This is a genomic window from Maritimimonas rapanae, assembly GCF_057837205.1.
In genome coordinates this window covers 1,735,001-1,757,037 of record NZ_JBYQFI010000001.1, presented here as the reverse complement: position 1 = coordinate 1,757,037, position 22,037 = coordinate 1,735,001, and the positions used below count along the sequence as shown (strand labels likewise).

The window sequence follows — 22,037 nt, the reverse complement described above, 5'->3', positions numbered from 1 at the left end:
GCAAAGTTACCCGAAAATGAATCAAGAATCAAACTAAATTTCTATTTTTACAGTAAACCTAATTTATATAGTGCAGTTAAGCTATTCTATTATTATACCTGTCTACAATCGTCCACAAGAAGTTGAGGAGTTATTAGATAGTTTAACGCAACAAACTTTTAAAGAAGATTTTGAGATTGTTATAGTTGAAGATGGTTCTATTATTACTACAGAAAACGTTGTAAAACGCTTTAAGGATAAACTAAACATTCAATACTTTTTTAAAGAGAATAGTGGGCCGGGGTTAAGTAGAAATTATGGTATGCAAAAAGCATCTGGTGATTATTTTATCATCTTAGATTCTGATGTTTTATTACCCGAAAATTATTTAGCTGAGGTTGATAAGGCTTTGCAAAATAATTATATCGATGCCTTTGGTGGAGTAGATGCTTCGCATAAATCATTTACCATCTTACAAAAAGCGATCAACTATTCTATGACTTCGGTGTTAACCACTGGAGGAATTCGTGGTAATAAAAACCTTAAAAAATTTCAACCGCGCAGTTTTAATATGGGGCTGTCAAAGGAAGCATTTAATAAAATGGGTGGATTTGGTAAACAACATTTTGGTGAAGATATCGATCTAACTTTTAGATTATGGCAAAACGGATATAAATCACAATTTATAGAAAAAGCTTTTGTCTATCATAAACGCAGAAATACCTTCCAAAGCTTTTTTAAACAGACTTTTAATTTTGGTGCTGCCCGCCCTATTTTGAATAAACAACACCCTAGTACGGCAAAGATTACGTACTGGTTTCCTAGTTTGTTTTTACTTGGCTTGCTTTTTTCTATCATATCTTTTTACTTTGTCTATAAATGGTTTCTTTATTTCTATGGTATTTATTTCGTGTTAATTTTCGTTGATAGTACTATTAAAAATAAAAACCCTCTAGTTGGTCTTACCAGTATTTTTACTACACTTACACAGTTTTTAGGTTACGGTTTGGGCTTTTTGAGGTCGGCCTTCCGCGTAAGTGTACTTCAACAATCGATAGAAAAGGCTTTCCCAAGAATGTTTAGTTAGCATATTAATTTGTGCATAGTATTCGCTATTTTTGCTGCGATAAATTTTTAGAATGAAATACGCAAAAAATATATTAGAAACCATAGGTAATACGCCATTGGTACAGCTAAATTATGTAGCTAAAGATGTAGATGCTTTGGTATTGGCAAAGGTAGAAACTACCAACCCTGGTAATTCGGTAAAAGATAGAATGGCTTTAAAAATGGTAGAAGATGCAGAAGCTGATGGGCGCTTAAAACCTGGCGGAACCATTATAGAAGGAACTTCGGGTAATACAGGTATGGGCTTAGCATTAGCAGCAATCGTAAAAGGCTATAAATGTATTTTTGTAACTACCGATAAGCAGTCTAAAGAAAAAGTAGATGTATTAAAAGCTGTGGGAGCAGAGGTGATCGTTTGCCCTACTGATGTAAAACCAGAAGATGAACGTAGTTATTATTCAGTTTCTAAACGTTTGGGTACAGAAACGCCAAATTCTTGGTATGTAAATCAATATGATAATCCGAGCAATGCGGTTGCGCATTATGAACAAACGGGTCCGGAAATTTGGGAACAAACAGATGGTAAGGTTACTCATTTTGTAGTAGGTGTTGGTACAGGCGGAACCATTTCTGGTGTTGGTAAATATTTAAAAGAACAAAATCCGAATGTTAAGATTTGGGGAGTAGATACTTATGGATCTGTATTTAAAAAATATCATGAAACTGGAATTTTTGATGAGAATGAAATATATCCTTACATAACGGAAGGTATTGGTGAAGATATTTTACCTGAAAATGTTGATTTTGATATTATAGATGGGTTTACAAAAGTAACTGATAAAGATGCAGCGGTTTATACGCGAAGAATAGCAAAAGAAGAAGGGATTTTTGTAGGAAATTCTGCAGGATCTGCTATAAAAGGATTGATACAACTAAAAGATGAATTTAAAAAGGATGACGTAGTAGTTGTATTATTTCATGACCATGGTAGTCGTTATGTAGGCAAGATGTTTAACGACGATTGGATGCGAGAGCGCGGCTTTTTAGATGAAGAAGTAACCAATGCGATCGATCTTATTAAAGATCATATAGATAAACCTTTAGTAACTATAAAAACTGAAGAATTGGTTGGTCATGCTATTGATAGAATGCGTAAATTTAATATTTCGCAAATGCCAGTAGTCGATACCGAAGGTATTGTTGGTTCCGTAGATGAAAGTGATCTATTCAGATTATATTTTGAGGATAAAAATATAGCAGATAAACCTATTAAAGATATTATGAAAGCACCATTTCCTGTTGTAACTAAAAATGCTTCTATAGATCAAATATCTAAATTGATCAATAGAGAAAACGAAGCCGTTTTAGTAGATTTGAGTAATGGCGAACACCATATAATAACCAAACACGATGTAATTAATGTAATCTAACCAATATGAAAACTAAAGCCATCCTCTTTATTTGTTGCTTTTTAGTGTGTAACGCTTTTAGTCAAAAGCTAAGCAAAGCAGAAAAGAAAATTTTAAAATCAGTTTCAGCTAATAATACTGAGGCGATTGATTTTTTAAAGAAAGTAGTTAACATCAATAGTGGTACAATGAACCATAAAGGTGTTAAAGAAGTTGGGATGGTATTTAAGGATGCTTTTAGCGATTTAGGTTTTAAAACGACTTGGGTAGATCTATCTGAGGTAAATCGTTCTGGCCATTTATTTGCTGAGACACAGCCAAAAAAGACCAAAGGAAAACGTATTTTATTAATTGGACATTTAGATACTGTCTTTGAAGAGGATAGTCCTTTTCAAGAATTTAAAATGGTAAACGATAGTATTGCACATGCTCCAGGAGGTAATGACATGAAAGGTGGAGATGTGATTATGTTATATGCTTTAAAAGCTTTGGCTGATAACGGTTTACTAAAGAATGCACAAATAATTGCTGCATATACAGGTGATGAAGAGAGTACAGGTAAGCCATTAACCATTAGTAGAAAAGATTTAATTGAAGCTGCAAAACGTAGTGATATTGCTTTGGGTTTTGAAACTTCTACAGGTTTTAATAATGCAACAGTAGCAAGAAGAGGATCTTCTGGATGGAAAGTAGAAGTTACTGGTAAGAGAGCACATTCGTCTGGTGTATTTAATGAACGTGTGGGTGCTGGCGCTATTTTCGAAATGTCTAGAATTCTTAATGAATTTTATAATGATGTAAGAGGAGAGCAATACTTAACTTTTAACCCTGGTGTAATCTTAGGTGGAACTCAAATAAGTTTTGAAGAAGCTTTAAGTAAAGGAAATGCATTTGGTAAAAGTAATGTGGTAGCTCAAACAGCAGTTGTAGATGGTGGATTAAGATTTATATCTGAAGAACAAAAGGAAAGAGCTCGAGCAAAAATGCGAGAAATAGTTGCAAATAACCTACCTCAAACTTCTGCTAAAATTAGTTTTATAGATAGTTACCCTGCAATGAAACCTACAGAAGGCAATAAAGCTCTTTTAGATGTATTAAATAAAGTAAGTTCAGACCTTAAACAGGGCGGTGTAGAAGGTTACGATCCTGCTAAAAGAGGAGCGGCTGATGTGTCTTTTGTAGCAGAATATGTTGATTGCCTTGACGGCTTAGGAACTATGGGCAATGGAGCGCATACGCCAAAAGAAACAGTAAATTTGAATACTATTGAAGATCTTACAAAACGCGCAGCTATCTTAATCTACAGATTGATAAATCAATAATTTTTTTAGTATATAATTGATTTTTCCTACCGATAAATTACTTATAAAAAAGATGTAAATTAACCTTCTTAAACTATGAAGGAAGATTTTTTACATCACATCTGGAAGTTCAAGTTATTTACCTTATCGGAACTAGAAACTATCAATAAATTACCAGTAGTTATTGAAAAAGTTGGGAGCCATAATCTAAATACAGGCCCAGATTTTTTTAATGCGCAAATCATAATAGATGAACAAAAATGGGCTGGCAATGTTGAGCTACATGTTAAATCATCTGATTGGTATGTCCATGGTCACGAAAAAGATACTAATTATGACAGTGTAATTTTACATGTAGTTTGGGAAGATGATGCGCCAATTTACAGAAAGGATAATAGCTTATTACCAACTCTTGAATTAAAATCGTTGGTTGAAAAAGATCTTCTTAATAATTATAACAACTTATTTTCTAAAGAATCAAAATGGATCAATTGCCAAAAAGACATTGCTAGTATAGATAATTTTTTACTCAATAATTGGTTTGAATTTTTATACTTTGAACGTTTGGAGCAGAAAACTTCTTTTATTTTGCAGTTATTGGAAAAGTCTAATAATGACTGGGAAGCTGTTTTATTTCAATTGCTAGCGAAAAATTTCGGATTAAAAGTAAATAGTGAAGCCTTTTTTGAACTAGCTAATAGTTTCGAATTTTCTGTACTTAAAAAAGAATGGAATGATCCTCTAAAATTAGAAGCTCTACTTTTTGGTCAAACTGGGTTGTTAAATAAAACCGTAGAAGATGAGTATTACCTTTCATTAAAAAGAGAGTATAACTATTTAGTTAAAAAACATCAATTAAAAACCTCTAATCAAGTCAGCGTTCAATTTTTTAGATTGCGCCCCAATAACTTTCCTACAATTCGATTGGCGCAACTTGCAAGTTTGTATTATAGCAATCAAAATTTATTTTCTAGACTTATAGAAATTAATACTATAGAAGAGTATTATAAGCTGTTTTCGGTTGCTACTTCCTCTTACTGGGAAACACATTATACTTTCGATGCAACTTCTAAGAAAAGAGCTAAAAAACTTTCAAAACAATTCATTGACCTATTGCTAATTAATACAGTGATTCCATTACGATTTATTTATCTAAAACATATTGGAAAATTAGACGAAGAAATCATTCTTAAATTAATCAAAAGTATTAAAACAGAAAAGAATTCGATTGTAGAAAAGTTCGCTAAACTTAAAATTATGGCTCATTCTTCTTTAGAATCACAGGCATTACTTCAACTTAAAAATAAATATTGTGATAAACAGAATTGCCTAAAATGCAGAATTGGTAATGATTTATTAAATAAATATTAACTTTTTCTTATTTTTTATAACTTAAAATTAGTATTTATTAAATAAAAATGTATATTCGTCAAATTTTTAACTTAATATTAACAAAAATTCAAAATTAAAAATGAAAAAAACGAATTTATTTACCAAGATTTTCTCCCTATTGATTTTATCTTGTTTAACAGTAATTGTCGCTTGTAACACAGATAGTACTTCTATTGAAACTGAAATTCCTAAAGATGCTTTGGCTAAATTAGAAAAGATGCATTTTGATGTATCTAATGCTAAAGCAATGAATTTTATGGATGAAGATGGAATAGCAGTCGAAGATATGTTTTTTACCTTAGAGCAGATTGATGAAATGGCTGCAGGCGTACAAGATGGTATAAACACAAAACAGTATAGAACTAATAATATAGTTAGTGTTAGAGGTGGCTCTAGAAACATAACAATGAGTGTTGACCCTGATTTAGGACAATTGGGATCTGATGCTTTAGATGCTACTATCGAAATGTATAATGCAGAAGAATTAGATATTACTTTTAGTAGAGTAGCATTTGGATTAAAAGGAAAAAGAAAGGCTAATATAGAAGTGACTGAATTTTATGAGTTAGAATCTGGTGGATTTATCACATTAGGTAGAGCTGCTGGTTTTCCAACAAGAAAAGGTGACCCTGCAAAAGGATTTGGTATCAACAGTAGATGGTTTGAACTTTCAATTGCTCCTGATGTAGCAGAATTAGCTGGTACTATGGCACATGAAGTAGGTCACTGTATCGGTTTCCGTCACACTGACTACCAAACTAGAGAAAGCTGTGGATCTAATGTAAATGAAGGTAGTGCAGGTGTTGGTGCAATCCATATAGCTGGTACGCCAACAGGATCCGATGTAAATTCATTAATGCAATCTTGTGGTCCAGCAATTACATTTAATAATAATGATAGAATTGCTTTAAATGTTTTATACTAAGAAGTAGTATTTCTTTTGAAATATTTTCACGAAAGCTGCCTTTTGGCAGCTTTTTTGTATATTTAAAATAACCAAAAATTGAAAAAGAATGTAAAGCTATGAAGAACACTCTCCTCTGTAGCTGTATTTTAATGTTGCTATTTTCTTGTGCTAAAGACTTGAAAAAAGAAGCTCCTTTTATAGAAAAAGTTGACTATAAAAAAGAGTTGCAAGCCTTTTTTAAAACAAATTTTAATGTTTTAGACAGCGCTCAGATCATTCAAAAAGTATCTTTAGAAAACATAAGTGAAATCAATGATTTTTATAAAGACGTATCACATAATCCTATTTGGATCAACGACTCAGTTGAATTAAACACCCGAGGATCAATTTTATTAAAAAAATTATCGGAGGCTAATGAGTACGGTTTGTTTTCAGTATTATATGCAACCGATATTTTAAATAAGATCAAACGAGAACTTACTGAAATAAAAGATGTTAAAGAACGCTATAAAGTTGCATCTGAGCTGGAGTTATTATTGACCAACTCTTACATGCTTTTTGGTAAACATTTAAACTATGGTATCTTAGATTCGATCGACTCTATTACAGTTTTACCCAGAAAACAATTCAAGGTAGATTTGTCTAATTATATGATTAATGCACTTAAAAAGAATAACTTAATTGGTGAGCTTTTAAACCTCCAACCCAAAAGCAAGCCATATAAAGAATTGCAATTAGAGCTTAGTGTATATTTAGAAAATTCATCTTTAAGTAACGAACGTATTAAAGTTGTTAACTTTAGAACAGACTCAATCAAAGCAATTGTTCAGGCTAAAAAAGCCTTGGCACACCACAATTATTTAGACTCAATACCTACCGATTCAATATTTATAGAAACACTAAAAAAGTTTCAAAAAAAACATGGTTTAAAGCCAGATGGTAAGATTGGTAAAAATACTGCTAAGGCTTTGTCAAAAAGCCCTTACGAATATTACCAAACGTTATCTACTAATTTAGAGCGTTGGCGATGGAAAGAAGAATTACCAAAAGATTACTTATTTGCAAACATACCTGCTTTTAAATTAGAGATTTTTAAGGATAATCAATTGAAATACAAGCATAATACGGTTATAGGTAAGTATAAAACACAAACACCAGAAATTAGAGATTCTTTAAAATATATTATAGCTTATCCATATTGGTATGTGCCTAAAAAGATATCTTTAGAAGAAATATTGGTTAAGACTCAAAAAGATTCAACTTATTTTGAACGCAATAATTTTGAAGTAATTACTTACCAAAAAGACTCAGTTGATTTTAGTAGCTTGAATTGGGATGAAATTAATAAAGGAAAATTTAATTATTTAGTTAGGCAAAGAGGAGGCGGTTCTAATTCTTTAGGATTAGTAAAATTTATTTTCCCAAATAGACATGCCATTTATCTACACGATACACCTTCAAAATCTCTATTTTATAAAGAAAGAAGAAGTTATAGTCATGGATGCGTTAGGGTTCACAACGCATTAAAACTTGCTGATTATATTTTAGAGTATGACGAAAATAAGCGAAATATAGATAGTGTTAAAAAATACATTAAAGATAAAAAGGAAAAGATAATTAAATTAAATAATCGATTACCTGTATTATTGTATTATTTTACAGCTAAAGTAGATGAGAATAATGATCTTATTTTTTATGATGACGTTTATAACACCGATAAATTGGTTGTAGAGCAAATGGAAAATATAAAAAAGAGATATACTAGCAGGCTTAACTAGATATCTTGAGAAATGGTAATATTAGAATTTACCAATTTAGAATTTACCAAATATGTTTTTTGAGGATAATAAATAAATAAACAACTACCCATTTTTATTTTTTCAATAATTTCTGTATATCCTTTTTTTGGTAGAGATGGGCACCCATAACTTCTACCTAACCTGCCTTCTTTTTTTACAAAATTTTCTTCGGCATAATCTGCTGCATGAATAACTATTGCTCGTCTTCTAGCATTACTGTTAGAATATTCTAATCCGTCTAAACGAAGCGAAAAACCATGCTTACCTCTGTATGTCTCAGCTGTTTTATAAAAGCCTAAGCTACTTTGGTGGCTATTAACTTTATTTGAAAATTTTTTAGCAAATTCTAAACCTGAGTTTCTACCATGTGCAACAAGACTTTTATGAATTATCTTTCTTGTTTCGGTATCAATAAGAAAAAGTCTTTGCTCTTTAGAAGATCTACTAAAATCTATAACAGTTAAGTATTTAGAATTGTCTAACTCACCAGTTTTTTCGAGTTTTAAATATCCTTTTAAAGCAAATTTAAAAATCTCGAAATCAAGCTCCATACATTCTAAACTATTGTAGAAAACTGTTGCGTAATCTTTAAAAGAAACTTCAGAAGATTTCACAGTTTTAACCAACGGAATATTCTTTATAGGAATTTCTTTCCAAGCATATATTGGTGAAATCAATAAAAATATAATTACTAAAAATAGTCCTTTTCCTTTCATTCGGTACAAGGTTTCAAACAATTCATAAATTTAAAAGGGAGGTTGTGTTTTACACACAAAGACTATTAACAGTTTAATTTTTAATTTATTGTATATAATAGATAAAAGCATAAAAAAAAGGATAGCTTATTTACTACCCTTTTTAGTTTCTTGCTTTGCATATTTTTGCTTGTTATGCTCATCTTGAAGTTCGCGGCGTAGTTTTTGCTCACGCTCTAAAGCACGCTGTCTGTGACTTTCGTACTCTTCTTCTATTTCAACTTTTGCTTTATTTGCTTCGATAGTAATCGCATTACTACGTTTAAATCTTCCAATAAAAAGAGCGAGTAATACAGATAAAGCGGCGATAATAGACCATAACAAAGTATTGTATCCAGCTTTACTCATTGGTATACCTAAGAACTTTATACTATCTTTTTCTTGTGTAACAGACGATAGGTTTTCATTAGTTTTACCAAGATCAGTTTTTAATGTTTCAATTTCATTTTTTTGAGTAGCTATAGTAGCATTTGCCTGAATATATTTTGCTTTGGCATTTTTTAAGGTGTCAACAACATTTCCTTTAAATTTGTAAAGATCATTTACCTTAATGGTTTTATACCTTAACCCAGTTTTAGGATCCGTCCATCTAAACGATTTTTTAAACATATAATCAAATTGACTCTCTAGAGAACCAGAGTTTAAAGAAGCTTTAACTTCTTGGTCTTGACCATCTTGGGCATTAATAGTTAATGAAATGAAAAGTAGGGTAAGAACTGAGATTATTAACTTAGCTCGTATCATTTAATTAAAATTTGAGTTATTTTTCAGTTGACAAAAGTAATTAATTACTTCTAAACTAAATTATAATTATTTTAAAAAACGCTTTTTAGTAAAGATTCTTATATTTTGTTGGATTTAGTTCATGCATTAAGGCATAAATTCCTTCAAAAATATCTTCTGTAGATGGTTTAGAAAAATAATCTCCATCTGTACCATAAGCGGTTCTATGATCTTTAGCGGTTATAGTAATTGGTTGACTGTCTAAAAACTGATATCCTTTTTGTTTATTTAGTATATGATCTAATAAATATGCTGAAGCTCCACCAGGAACATCTTCATCTACTATAACAAGACGATTTGTTTTTTCTAAGCTATTAACAGCGTCATGATTTAAATCGAACGGTAATAAACTTTGGGCATCTATTATTTCAATATCTATTTCTACTTGAGCTAATTCTTTGGCAGCATCTTCTACTAATTTTAAGGTTGAGCCATAAGATACTACGGTAACATCCGAGCCTTCTTTAATAGTTTCTACAACGCCAATTGGTGTTGTAAATTGACCTAAGTTATTAGGTAATTTCTCTTTTAAACGATATCCATTAAGATTTTCAACGATTAGAGCAGGCTCATCACTTTCAAGTAAAGTATTATAAAACCCTGCAGCTTTCGTCATGTTTCTAGGCGTTAAAATATACATACCTCTTAAGAGGTGTAGTATTGCGCCCATGTGAGAACCCGCATGCCAAATACCTTCTAAACGATGTCCTCTAGTTCGAACAATTAGAGGAGCTTTTTGTCTTCCTAAGGTTCTATATCTTAATGTAGCAAGATCATCACTTAAAATTTGCAAGCCATATAGTAAATAATCTAAATATTGAATCTCTGCAATAGGCCTTAAACCTCGCATGGCCATACCTATACCTTGCCCCATAATAGTGGCTTCTCTTATACCTGCGTCTGCCACTCTAAGTTTCCCATGTTTTTCTTGTAAACCTTCTAAACCTTGATTTACATCACCAATGTAACCAGCATCTTCACCAAAGATTACCACACTTTCGTTGTTAGAAAGAATTTTGTCGAAATTATCTCTTAATACAACTCTCGCATCAACATTTTGACTTTCACCTGAATACTCAGGAAGGATCTCTTTAATAGATGTTGCCTTGTTGTTGTTTTCACTGAAGAGGTGTGTACTATATTCTTTAAACCCTAAATTGATAAAGTTTTGAATCCAACTTTGGAGCTTTTGCTTTTCTTCAAACTGTTCTTCTCTAATATAGACAAGAATCTTTCTGGCTATAGAAAGAACATCTTTTTTGGTTGGTTCGTTATTAGATTGTAATTCATTCTTCAGTTTTGAGATAAAAACTGCATTAGAACTTTTAGAATTTATTACTTCAAGAAGCTGCGATAGTTCTTGTTGTTTTTCTTTAATAGGTTTTAAATAAGCTGACCAAGCTTCTCGCTTGGCTGTACTAACCTGTTTTTTTGCACCTTTTTCTAATACTATTATTTCTTCTTCATTCTCAAAAACGTTAATAATCCATTCGCGCATTTTAGAGATGCAATCATGATCTTTTTCCCACTGCAAGCGTTCCGCACTTTTATAACGTTCATGTGAACCAGAAGTAGAATGTCCTTGAGGTTGTGTTAATTCTTTTACATGAATTAGTACGGGTACATGTTCTTTTCTGGCAACATCTGAAGCTTGATTGTAAACATCGATTAGTTTAGAATAATCCCAACCATTTACTACAAAAATTTCATAACCTGGATTATCTTCATCTCGCTGAAATCCTTTTAAAATCTCAGAAATGTTTTCTTTTGTTGTTTGGTATTTTGCTGGAACAGATATGCCATATTCATCGTCCCAAACACTAATTACCATCGGTACTTGTAGCACCCCCGCAGCATTAAAAGTTTCAAAAAATAATCCTTCAGAAGTACTTGCGTTACCAATAGTACCCCAAGCAATTTCGTTACCGTTATCAGATAATGTAGACTTATTTTTTAAACTAGCTACATTTCTAAACATTTTAGATGCTTGTGCCAAACCTAATAAACGAGGCATTTGCCCAGCTGTAGGAGAGATGTCTGCACTCACATTTTTTTGCTGCATTAGATTTTTCCAGCTACCGTCTTCATTTACTGTATGAGTCATAAAATGACCACCCATTTGTCTACCTGCAGATTGAGGGTCAGCAGTAATGTCTGTATGTGCATATAGACCGGCAAAGAATTGTTGAGGTGTTAATTCGTCAATTGCCATCATAAAAGTCTGATCTCTATAATAACCTGAACGCCAATCACCATTTTTAAAAGCTTTAGCCATAGCTAATTGTGGCACCTCTTTACCGTCTCCGAAAATGCCAAATTTTGCTTTACCAGTTAAAACTTCACGCCTACCTAATAAACTACATTCTCTACTAACCACAGCAGTTTTATAGTCTTCTATGATCTCTTTTTTAAACTCTTCGTAAGATAGTTTTTCTTGAGAATCAATTAGTTTTTCTGACATGAATTTAGATTTTTTAGCAGCTTCGCAAAGATAGCTTATTTATAAGAAAATTAAAAATAAAGCCATAGAATTGATAAAATGATAATTTTATCTAAAAATCACATCAAATTTTATCAAAAATTCAAAAACTTAATGAAATAATTAATTGATTTTCTATCTTTTGTTGAAAATAATAAACTATAGATTTAATACTGGCGCTTAATAAAATCCTCGTTTTATAAAATTATAAATTTTTGCAGGCTCTAAGGTGATTACAAATCTAATTTTAGTATCGTAATTATCTAAAGAAGGTTCAAAACCTAAACTAGATTGTAATGGAAAGTAAACTTCAAAAAAATCTTGAACAAGATTTAAACGAATACCACTATCATATTTAAATTGAATATCTTGATTTCTATTTTTATAAAACCCTGCATCAGCATACGCCTCTACCCAACGCCAAATACCTATGCTGCCATTTGCAGTTACCATCCATTGGTTGGCAAAACTATTTTCGAATTGTGATTTAAATCCACCCTCGGTAATTATAATCTGTTGACTTAAAAAACCTGATTGTTCAGATCGACCTAAATAATTATAATCGAATAAATAATCGGAAGGCCTATCAAGTGAAAAGCTAAAGAAATCACCTTGGGTATCATTATGTATGAATGTGCCAGCAAACAAGCGTAGATCGTACTGTCTATTAGAATTAAGAAGTTTTCTGTAACGAAAATTAAAAGATAGTTTGCTAAAATTTTTAGATAACTGAAAGTCTGTAGAATAGCCAATGCCTTTTATTATATCTGGTTTAGAAGCCCCAAATCGTAAATTAAGTACGTTATAACTATCAGATTCTAATTCAGGAGCATTAAGTTCTGTTTCTCTATCTACCAAAACATATCTCGCAAAGAAAGATTTTCCACCAACATCTCTTAAGCTTTTTCGTTTGAATTCAACAGTAATAAAAGGTGTAAATCTTGTGTAAGATAGTTCTGGAGCATATTGAAAAGTACTACCACCTAAACCAATTCTATACCTGTATACTTTGGTTTTTTCAGGCAAGGTCTCGTAAACTAATGAAAAAGAACCTGATAATTGATTACTTTTTAACCCATAAGTTGGTGTAATCTTATAGAGCCATTTCTTTTTAAATAAGGCTTCATTATATAGACGAGGACCTATAAGTAAACCATCATAAAAATTATAATCTACAAAAACATTATAAAATGCTTGATTATAAAAAGGGTTTTCAATATCCTTAAAAAATCGAAGTTGAATGGGTTTATTAAAAATTCCGTTTAAGTTTTTCCAGTTATCCCTAAGATTTAATTCTGGATATTGATAATCGTAATTTAATGCAAGTTTTGTGTAATCACCATTTGCAATTTTTATTGTACTAGTAGAATCGATTGGGTCTAACCACTTTTTAAAAATAGTTTCTTTGTCCTTAACTCCATATAAAGCTATTGGTGCAGAAAAATTACGTTTATTTTTAATAGTGATTTCAACAGAGTCTGTAGATTTTTTTACTTTAGAAATAGTATAGTCTATTTTCTTTTTAGAATTTACATAATCACCAAAGAACCAATCAATATTTTTTGAAGTTTTAGTAGCTATTAATTCTTTAAAATAGTCACTAGAAGTTCTTTTTAGAAAACTTTTTTGATAAAATTCTTTAATACTTCTTTGAACAATGTCGTTTTGTAAATATTCATCTAAATAGCGTAAACCTATACCTGCTTTATACTTATTGACAACTTTTCTATTAAAATTTGATAGAGAATCTTGACCAGTAGTTAAGGCTTGATCTAAGTTTTTACGAGCAGAAAATTGATACACAAAAGGATATTTCTCATTAAAATCTAGCTTAGCAATATTATAACTTCTTACACCCCAAATTCTAGAAATATTACCCATAGCTTTAATTTCTGGATAATATTTTTCAACATATTGCATCATTAAATATGTTTGAATACCATCTAAAAGCCATGTATCTTTTCTTCTATTAACCAATAAAGTATTCTCTAAATATTTTCTGGTTAAAACTTTAAACATTTTTATATCCCACTCAAAAACACCTGCAAAAAGATTTAAGATCTTTGGTAATTGATTCAATCCGTAAATAGGATTTCTATCATAAGATATTTTATTGATCAACAATTTTTTATGAGGATATTTTCCTAGATGTGCTTCAATAAAAAAAAGTTGACGGTTTAAGACATCTCTTTTTACATTATCTTGTAAAAGAGTTCCGTTAAGGTTCGTTATAATCTCAATATCGTCAGTTTTAAAATATTTAAAGTCATTTAAAATTGTAATATTTAGCTCTGGATTTACACGATTTTTGCCAGTTAATGTATGAATAGTAAGTGGTGGAGAATCAGTTTTAGAATTATCTAGATCAGTATTTAAAGTAATGCCTTCGAATAGTTTTAAATTAATTACATAATCGGTAGGATGCATATAAAGATCATCCATATTCAAGTTGCTCATTAATTGCCATTTACCATCAAATACAGCTGGTATAATATGCCAATCTTTTAAGTTAAAAGTATTGTTTTTTACACCATACTTTGTAAAAGCATCACTAGGTATCTTTACGGTATAATTAATTTTAATTTGAACAGAATCGCGTGCCTTTAATTTATCATTTAAGGCTACAGCTATTATATCTTGCACATTTTCTTTTACAAACCATTTTAAAGGTTGAGAACCATCGTTAAGCTCTTTAATACTGCTGTTGCCTCTATCTTTTCGTTTAGCAAAGTATAGGCTTTTATCATAATCTTCTACAAGTCGTTTTGCTAGAGGAGACCTTCTTCCTAAATAGCTATTTGGCCAGTTTAATAAATAAACGGTGTCTAGTGCTACATCACTTTTATTAAAATAAATAATGCTTTGAGCTATTTCTAACTCGTGTGTCTTTACATTTAAAAAAGCATCTATTTTAATCTGATCATTTTGTGCAAATGAATTCAAACAAAAAAGCAAAATAAACGATATGATGTACCTTTTCTTAATCAATGGCTTTAATAAATTTTATAGGGCTTAGTGTAGAAGAATTATCAATGGTTAAGTAATAGATACCACTTGCTAGATTAGTTGCGTCTAAAGTTATATCATTACTAATCATTGAATTGGTAATATTAACAATTTTTATTTTTTGCCCCAAACTATTATAAATAATCAACTTTTCATCTAATAATTTGACATTAATTTTTAATGAAAGTTTATTCTTAATGACATTTCCTTCTTTAAAATGAATCAAATTAGATAATAAAGTATGATTTTCTACACTTAGAACGTTATTCATCTGCAATTCTAGTATAACTGGTAGATGGTCACTCATATTATACAATGCATTTCTTATGGATTGTGAGTAAGTGCCCGAGCAATTAGAATTATTGATGTTGCCGTTATAGCAATTGCCATTATTACCAAAAGTTTTGTATGATTGATCTACATAACTCAAAGTTGAATTAGTAAATAGGTTTTCAGATAACATAATAAAATCAAACCTATCATCTAAACCGCCGCCAGCTCCAAAGTCACTAAAGTTGGAGTTTGATGTTCTTGTAGATTGTGTGTGAATATCTGCAAAAGAAGAATTAGTATGCCAATTACCGGGTCTATTAATAGGATCTTTAAGTATTATTGAGTTCGTTGGGTCTAAAATCTCTTGATAACCAGCTTCATTTGAGGTGTAAAAATTAAAATCACCTGCAAATAATACAAAATGATCTTTAGGTACTTGGGCCAATGCGGTAGTAAAATCAAGAACCATATTTAAACGTATTTGTTCATTGTCAAAACCCTGACTTGCTTTTAAGTGTGTAACGAAAGCGTCAATATAAATTGGGTTAGTAGTTACATCTATAGTATTTAATTTAAAAGTATAATGATTAATATCTCTTACAGATGTAATAACTTCACTCTGGCTTTCTAAAATGATTTTTTTTGAATTATAGAAAACCATTTGTTGTAAATCTGTACCACTAGAATGATTATCTACAAAATCTGCCATTTTATACCTATCATCATTAGTTTGTAACGATTTATTTAGAATAGTAATCGCACCAGATTCTGATTGTAATTCGCAAACCATAAAAAGATCAGGGGTCGTCTCATCTATAATTGTTTTTAAAATTTCATCACGATTAGATGGAGGAGCTTCTGGGAATTGCAATAAGTTATAGAACATAACTTTTATGTTTTCTTGCGAAAACATATTTATAGAAAGAAAAACCATCAAAAAGATGGTTATTTTTTTCTTGAAACTCATTAGAAAATCGATAATTAGAAATTCGGTTTTAAGCTATATTTAGAGTAAAATTTGTTAAAGTGTTCTACCGCTTCATCTGCTGTATCTACCACTCTAAATAAGTTTAAATCTTCAGGACTTACATTAGCATATTTGTCTATAAGTACGTTTTTAATCCAGTCTAAAACACCACTCCAAAATTCTGTTCCCACAAGAATAATAGGGAAACGACCAATCTTTTTAGTTTGAATTAAAGTCATCGCTTCGAATAGCTCATCCAATGTTCCGAAACCACCAGGCATTACTACAAAACCTTGCGAATATTTTACAAACATTACTTTGCGTACAAAGAAGTAATCGAATTCAAGACTTTTATCACTATCGATCCAAGGATTATCATGTTGTTCAAAAGGCAGTTCTATATTTAATCCAACCGAAGTTCCTTTTCCTCTATTTGCACCTTTGTTACCAGCTTCCATAATACCAGGGCCACCTCCAGTAATCACTCCAAAACCATTTTGGGTCAGTTTGTAAGCTATCTCTTCGGCTAATATATAGTATTTGTGATCTGGTTTTGTTCTTGCTGAACCAAAAATAGATACACATGGCCCTATTTTACTCAGTTTTTCATAACCATCAACAAACTCAGACATAATCTTAAAGATTGCCCAAGAGTCATTGGTTTTTATCTCATTCCATGTTTTTTGCTGAAGTTTTTCTAAAATTTTTCTTTCTTCATTAACTTTTGAATCATTCGTCATTTTTCTCTTTTTTAATGTTAAACAACCAACTAAAGTAATTCTTTTTTAAGAAACTCTGCGGTATAACTATTTTTGCTTTTTATAATTTCTTCTGGGGTACCAACACATAAAATTTCACCACCACTTTTTCCGCCTTCTGGTCCAATATCTATTATATGATCGGTTAATTTAATAACATCAAGATTATGTTCGATAATAAGTACAGTATTCCCTTTATTTGTTAATTTATTAAGAACTTCCATTAGTACGCGTATATCTTCAAAATGCAGCCCTGTAGTAGGTTCATCTAAAATATAAAAGGTATTACCTGTGTCTTTTTTAGAAAGTTCAGATGCAAGTTTTATACGTTGGGCTTCGCCACCTGACAAGGTCGTAGATTGCTGCCCCAAGGTGATATAACCTAAACCAACATCTTGTATGGTTTTTAATTTTCTATAAATTTTTGGAATGTGTTCAAAGAATGCTACACTTTCGTTGATGGTCATGTTTAGAACATCTGAAATTGATTTTCCTTTATAGCGAATTTCAAGTGTTTCTCTATTAAAACGTTTGCCTTGACATGTTTCGCATTCTACATAAACATCAGGTAAAAAGTTCATTTCAATTACGCGAACACCACCACCTTCGCAGGTTTCACATCTTCCTGTTTTTACATTAAAAGAAAATCGTCCTGGTTTATAGCCACGAATCATAGCTTCAGGTGTTTTAGAAAACAAATTTCGTATTTCACTAAAAACACCTGTGTAGGTCGCAGGATTTGAGCGTGGTGTTCTACCTATGGGTGATTGATTAATTTCTATGATTTTATCAACATGCTCTAATCCTTTAATAGTTTTATAAGGAAGTGGCTTTTTTACCGATTTATAAATATGTTGATTTAAAATTGGATATAATGTTTCATTTATTAAAGTAGATTTGCCACTACCAGAAACTCCTGTAACACAGATCATTTGACCTAAAGGAAAAGTAGCCGTAATACTTTTTAGATTATTACCAGCTGCACCACTCAAAACTATATTTTTACCATTACCTTTTCTTCTTGTTTTAGGAACCTCAATTTCCAACTTTCCGTTAAGGTAATTAGCTGTTAATGTATTACTTGAAAGTAATTCTTTAGAAGTGCCGATGCTGATTATTTCTCCTCCATGTCGCCCAGCTTCGGGGCCAATATCAATAACATAATCGGCATGTTCTATCATATCTTTGTCGTGCTCAACCACCAAAACAGAATTGCCAATATCTCTCAACTTTTGTAATGAATCAATTAATTTTTGATTATCCCTTTGATGCAAGCCAATACTTGGCTCATCTAGTATATATAAAACACCAACAAGTTGAGAACCAATTTGAGTTGCCAAACGAATGCGTTGTGCTTCTCCACCCGATAGGGTTTTTGAACTTCTATTTAAAGTTAAATAATCTAACCCAACATCTAATAAAAACTGAATTCTAGCTTCTATTTCTTTTAAAATTTCTGAAGCAATTTGCAACTGTTTTTCAGATAATTTTTTCTTGATATTAGCAAACCAATCGGCTAGTTGAATAATATCCATGCTAACCATGTCTGCAATACTTTGACCATCTATTTTAAAATGCAACGCCTCTTTTCTTAAACGAGAACCATTACATTCTGAACAAATATTTTCGTCCATAAACTCTTTGGCCCAACGCTTAATTGATGTTGATTCGGTATTGTGATATTGATTGGTTATAAAACTTATAATTCCTTCAAAATCTATTTCATAATTTCTGGTAATACCAACATCTTTAGAAACCACATCAAATTTTTCATTACCTCCATAAAGGATGATATCCATGGCTTCCTTTTTAATTTTTTCTATAGGAGTTGTCATGGTGAACTTATAACGCTCAGCTATAGTATCTATCTGTTTAAAAATCCAAGAGCTCTTATAATCTCCTAACGGAGCAATGCCACCATTTAAAATAGTATTCGATTTATTAGGAATAATTTTATCAATATTTACTTCACTTACTTTTCCTAAACCATTACAGTTTGAGCAAGCTCCTTTTGGAGAGTTAAATGAAAATGAATTTGGTTCTGGTAGTGGATAAGAAATTCCACTAGAAGGACACATTAAATTTCTACTAAAATAACGCGCTTTTTGTGTTTCATGGTCTAAAACCAATAAAACCCCATCACCATGATACATTGCAGTTTTAATGGTTTCATTTAGGCGCTTTTCAGAAGAGTCATCAACTTTTAATCGATCAATTACAATTTCAATATCATGCGTTTTGTAACGATCTAAACGCATTCCTTTTTCTATCTCCAATAATTCACCATTTACTCTAACACGTACAAATCCTTGCTTAGATATTTGCTCAAAGAGCTCACGATAATGCCCTTTTCTAGATTTAACAACTGGAGCTAATACGATAATTTTTTTAGCCTTAAAATCTTGTAAGATCAGTTCTTGGATTTGCTCATCAGAATAACTGACCATTTTCTCACCAGTATTATAAGAAAAAGCATCAGCTGCACGAGCGAAAAGTAATCTTAAGAAATCATAAATTTCTGTAATTGTACCCACAGTTGATCTTGGATTTTTACTTGTGGTTTTTTGCTCAATTGCTATAACTGGCGATAAGCCATCAATTTTATCGACATCAGGCCGTTCTAATCCTCCTAAAAACTGTCTTGCGTAAGCTGAAAAAGTTTCGATATAGCGACGTTGACCTTCGGCATAAATAGTATCAAATGCTAAAGAAGATTTTCCGCTACCACTTAACCCAGTAATAACTACTAATTTTTCGCGTGGTATTTTTACATCAATGTTTTTTAGATTGTGAACTCTAGCTCCTTGTACCTCAATATACTCTTGTTCCGCGATCATAAATTCATTAAAAATTGACAAACCACAAAAATACAGAATTGTTATCTAAATTTAATTATAACCTTAAAGTATTATTTTAAGAAATAGTTAACTTGCGCAATAATTTTTTGAGTATTGAAAGTAATCCATTCCATAAGACATTTTTTTGAACAAAGAGGCTTCGATGTTTCCTCTAGATTTGCCGATAAATTGGGGATGCGTGTTACCAATGTTCGACTATTTTTTATTTATATTTCTTTTGTTACCTTAGGTTTTTGGTTTGGTATTTATTTAACGTTGGCTTTCTTGTTAAAATTAAAGGATATGATATATACTAAAAGAAGTTCAGTATTTGATTTATAGTTTTTATGAACGTTTTCCAGTCAAAGTTATATAAAGCGATATTATTATTTTTTCTTGTTATAATTATTGGTGTGCTAGGATATATGTATCTATCTAACGATACATTTATCAATGCACTTTATATGACAGTAATAACTATAACTACTGTTGGTTTTGGTGAAGTACATCCGTTAAGTGAAGAAGAAAGACTCTTTACAATATTTTTGATTTTAATGAGTGTTACTACCCTTGGTTATGTAGCTACGGTGTTAACTGAATATATTGCAAGTGGAGAATTATTTGAAAAGTTAAAAAATAAAAAAGTGCAAAAAAAAATTGAAAAGCTTAATAATCATGCCGTTGTATGTGGTTATGGTAGAAATGGTAAACAAGCAGTTGCCAAATTAAAAAAGTTTAATAAAGATATAATTGTCATTGAGAATGACGATGAACGTATTATCGAATTAGAAGAAGAAGGGATATTATATATTAAAGGAGATGCTACCAGAGATAGTGTTTTAAAAAAAGCAGGTATAGAGGATGCGGCAAGTTTAATATCAGCATTGCCTTCAGATGCCAATAATTTATACGTTGTATTATCTTCAAGACAATTAAATAATAATTTAACTATAGTTAGCAGAGCTTCTAATGATTCATCTGATAATAAGCTAAGAATAGCTGGGGCAGATAATGTTATAATGCCAGATAAATTAGGAGGTGAGCATATGGCTTCGCTTTTAGTGACTCCAGATATTGTTGAATTTGTAGATATGCTTGCTGTTGACGAAGAGAATTCTACACATTTAAAAGAAATTGCAATTGAAGATTTACCTAAAGAATATGTATTACAATCTATAAAAGATTTAAATTTTAGAGGAAGAACTGGATGCACGATTATAGGTTTTAAAACTCCAGAAAATGAATATATCATCAATCCAGAATCAGATACTGAATTAATTCCAAATTCCAAGTTAATTGTTTTAGGCCGTACCGAACAGATTGCAAAACTCAATACTATATTATAGGTGAAGAAAGTATTAATTACCGGGAGTAATGGTTTACTTGGGCAAAAGTTAGTGAATTTACTTTGCCAGGAAAGGTATCAGGTTTATGCACTTTCCAGAGGAAAAAATAGAAATGCAAATAAGTCAGACTATACCTATTATAATATAGACCTAATTCTTTTTGACGAGCTACATAGTTTAATTGACGAAGTTAACCCTGATTTTATTGTTAATACGGCAGCGATGACCAATGTAGATCAATGCGAAGATAATAAGGAAGAATGTAATCTTTTAAATGTAGAGCTGGTTAAACAATTAACCGAGGCGTGTAAAAAACATAAGATTCATTTAATTCATATTTCTACCGATTTTATTTTTGACGGAAAAGACGGCCCTTATAAAGAAGATGATAAACCAAATCCGGTAAATTATTATGGATTGTCTAAGTTGAAGTCTGAAGAAGTAGTTCTAGATTCCAAAATTGATCACACCATATTAAGAACCATATTAGTTTATGGTTTAGTGGATGAAATGAGTAGAAATAATATTATCCTTTGGATTAAAGAAGCTGTAGAAAATAAAAAGGCAGTTACCATTATAGATGATCAATTTCGTATGCCAACTTTAGCAGACGATTTAGCTCATGCATGTTTGCTAGCAATTCAAAAAAGTAGTATTGGTATATATAATGTATCGAGTACCAAATTATTAAGCATATACGATATGGCTATCGATGTAGCAGATTTATTTAATCTCGATAAAAGATATATAAAAAGAGTCTCTACCCAAGAGCTAAATCAACGCGCTCCTCGACCAATAAAAACAGGATTTGATCTTACAAAGTCTCATAAGCAGCTAGGCTTACCATTATATACGTTTAAAGAAGGCTTACAACGTTTTAAAAATCAACTAGATACAGCTTAATTAAGAATTCTTTGACTCTTGTTAATAACTTTCATTTCAAAAAACTTTGGTAGAGTTCATTTTTGATGTAAATTT

General features: G+C 31.1%; 16 protein-coding genes. 9 read left to right on the top strand and 7 right to left on the bottom strand.

The window, feature by feature from the left end:
• Positions 1-70: 70 nt before the first annotated feature.
• The 6 genes from AC3IF2_RS08360 (at position 71) to AC3IF2_RS08335 (ending at position 7,834) form a co-directional block, all read left to right on the top strand.
• Positions 71-1,066 (top strand): glycosyltransferase family 2 protein, encoded by a 996-nt coding sequence (locus tag AC3IF2_RS08360; protein ID WP_489166610.1) that lies wholly within the window; start codon positions 71-73, stop codon positions 1,064-1,066.
• A 52-nt stretch (positions 1,067-1,118) separates the two neighbouring features.
• Positions 1,119-2,477: a pyridoxal-phosphate dependent enzyme gene (locus AC3IF2_RS08355; protein ID WP_489166609.1), complete on the top strand. Its 1,359-nt coding sequence runs from the start codon at positions 1,119-1,121 to the stop codon at positions 2,475-2,477.
• A gap of 5 nt (positions 2,478-2,482) precedes the next feature.
• The gene (locus AC3IF2_RS08350) at positions 2,483-3,778 is read left to right on the top strand and encodes a M20/M25/M40 family metallo-hydrolase (RefSeq protein ID WP_489166608.1); all 1,296 of its coding nucleotides are present in this window, start codon (positions 2,483-2,485) and stop codon (positions 3,776-3,778) included.
• A gap of 75 nt (positions 3,779-3,853) precedes the next feature.
• Positions 3,854-5,128 (top strand): DUF2851 family protein, encoded by a 1,275-nt coding sequence (locus AC3IF2_RS08345; protein WP_489166607.1) that lies wholly within the window; start codon positions 3,854-3,856, stop codon positions 5,126-5,128.
• 100 nt (positions 5,129-5,228) lie between these two features.
• Positions 5,229-6,074 carry a M57 family metalloprotease gene (locus AC3IF2_RS08340; protein ID WP_489166606.1) on the top strand — a complete coding sequence of 282 codons (846 nt, stop codon included), beginning with the start codon at positions 5,229-5,231 and terminating at the stop codon, positions 6,072-6,074.
• 98 nt (positions 6,075-6,172) lie between these two features.
• Complete coding sequence (locus AC3IF2_RS08335) at positions 6,173-7,834, top strand: L,D-transpeptidase family protein (protein WP_489166605.1); 1,662 nt, start codon at positions 6,173-6,175, stop codon at positions 7,832-7,834.
• Here AC3IF2_RS08335 and AC3IF2_RS08330 read toward each other — a convergent pair.
• The 7 genes from AC3IF2_RS08330 to uvrA all read right to left on the bottom strand — a co-directional run bounded on the left by AC3IF2_RS08330 (position 7,831) and on the right by uvrA (position 19,713).
• Positions 7,831-8,571: a murein L,D-transpeptidase catalytic domain family protein gene (locus tag AC3IF2_RS08330; RefSeq protein ID WP_489166604.1), complete on the bottom strand. Its 741-nt coding sequence runs from the start codon at positions 8,569-8,571 to the stop codon at positions 7,831-7,833. The genes AC3IF2_RS08335 and AC3IF2_RS08330 overlap by 4 nt on opposite strands.
• 126 nt (positions 8,572-8,697) lie before the next feature.
• A complete protein-coding gene (locus AC3IF2_RS08325; RefSeq protein WP_489166603.1) occupies positions 8,698-9,354 on the bottom strand; it encodes a tRNA (guanine-N1)-methyltransferase in 657 nt (218 codons plus the stop codon).
• A gap of 85 nt (positions 9,355-9,439) precedes the next feature.
• Positions 9,440-11,854, bottom strand: coding sequence for an alpha-ketoacid dehydrogenase subunit alpha/beta (locus AC3IF2_RS08320; protein WP_489166602.1), 2,415 nt, complete (start codon positions 11,852-11,854; stop codon positions 9,440-9,442).
• A gap of 198 nt (positions 11,855-12,052) precedes the next feature.
• A complete protein-coding gene (locus tag AC3IF2_RS08315) occupies positions 12,053-14,815 on the bottom strand; it encodes a gluzincin family metallopeptidase (RefSeq protein WP_489166601.1) in 2,763 nt (920 codons plus the stop codon).
• Between the two features lie 37 nt (positions 14,816-14,852).
• Complete coding sequence (locus tag AC3IF2_RS08310) at positions 14,853-16,037, bottom strand: T9SS type A sorting domain-containing protein (protein WP_489166600.1); 1,185 nt, start codon at positions 16,035-16,037, stop codon at positions 14,853-14,855.
• 95 nt (positions 16,038-16,132) lie between these two features.
• Positions 16,133-16,858, bottom strand: a complete 726-nt coding sequence (locus AC3IF2_RS08305; RefSeq protein WP_489166599.1) for an LOG family protein — start codon at positions 16,856-16,858, stop codon at positions 16,133-16,135.
• 29 nt (positions 16,859-16,887) lie between these two features.
• Positions 16,888-19,713 (bottom strand): excinuclease ABC subunit UvrA, encoded by a 2,826-nt coding sequence (gene uvrA, locus AC3IF2_RS08300; protein WP_489166598.1) that lies wholly within the window; start codon positions 19,711-19,713, stop codon positions 16,888-16,890.
• Positions 19,714-19,827: 114 nt separating this feature from the next.
• Here uvrA and AC3IF2_RS08295 point away from each other — a divergent pair, with 114 nt between their 5' ends.
• The 3 genes from AC3IF2_RS08295 to AC3IF2_RS08285 are packed head-to-tail and all read left to right on the top strand — an operon-like array spanning position 19,828 to position 21,962.
• Complete coding sequence (locus AC3IF2_RS08295; protein ID WP_480196601.1) at positions 19,828-20,055, top strand: PspC domain-containing protein; 228 nt, start codon at positions 19,828-19,830, stop codon at positions 20,053-20,055.
• Positions 20,056-20,060: 5 nt separating this feature from the next.
• Positions 20,061-21,059: a potassium channel family protein gene (locus AC3IF2_RS08290; RefSeq protein ID WP_489166597.1), complete on the top strand. Its 999-nt coding sequence runs from the start codon at positions 20,061-20,063 to the stop codon at positions 21,057-21,059.
• Complete coding sequence (locus AC3IF2_RS08285) at positions 21,060-21,962, top strand: SDR family oxidoreductase (protein WP_489166596.1); 903 nt, start codon at positions 21,060-21,062, stop codon at positions 21,960-21,962. It abuts the gene before it with no gap.
• Positions 21,963-22,037: the final 75 nt, after the last annotated feature.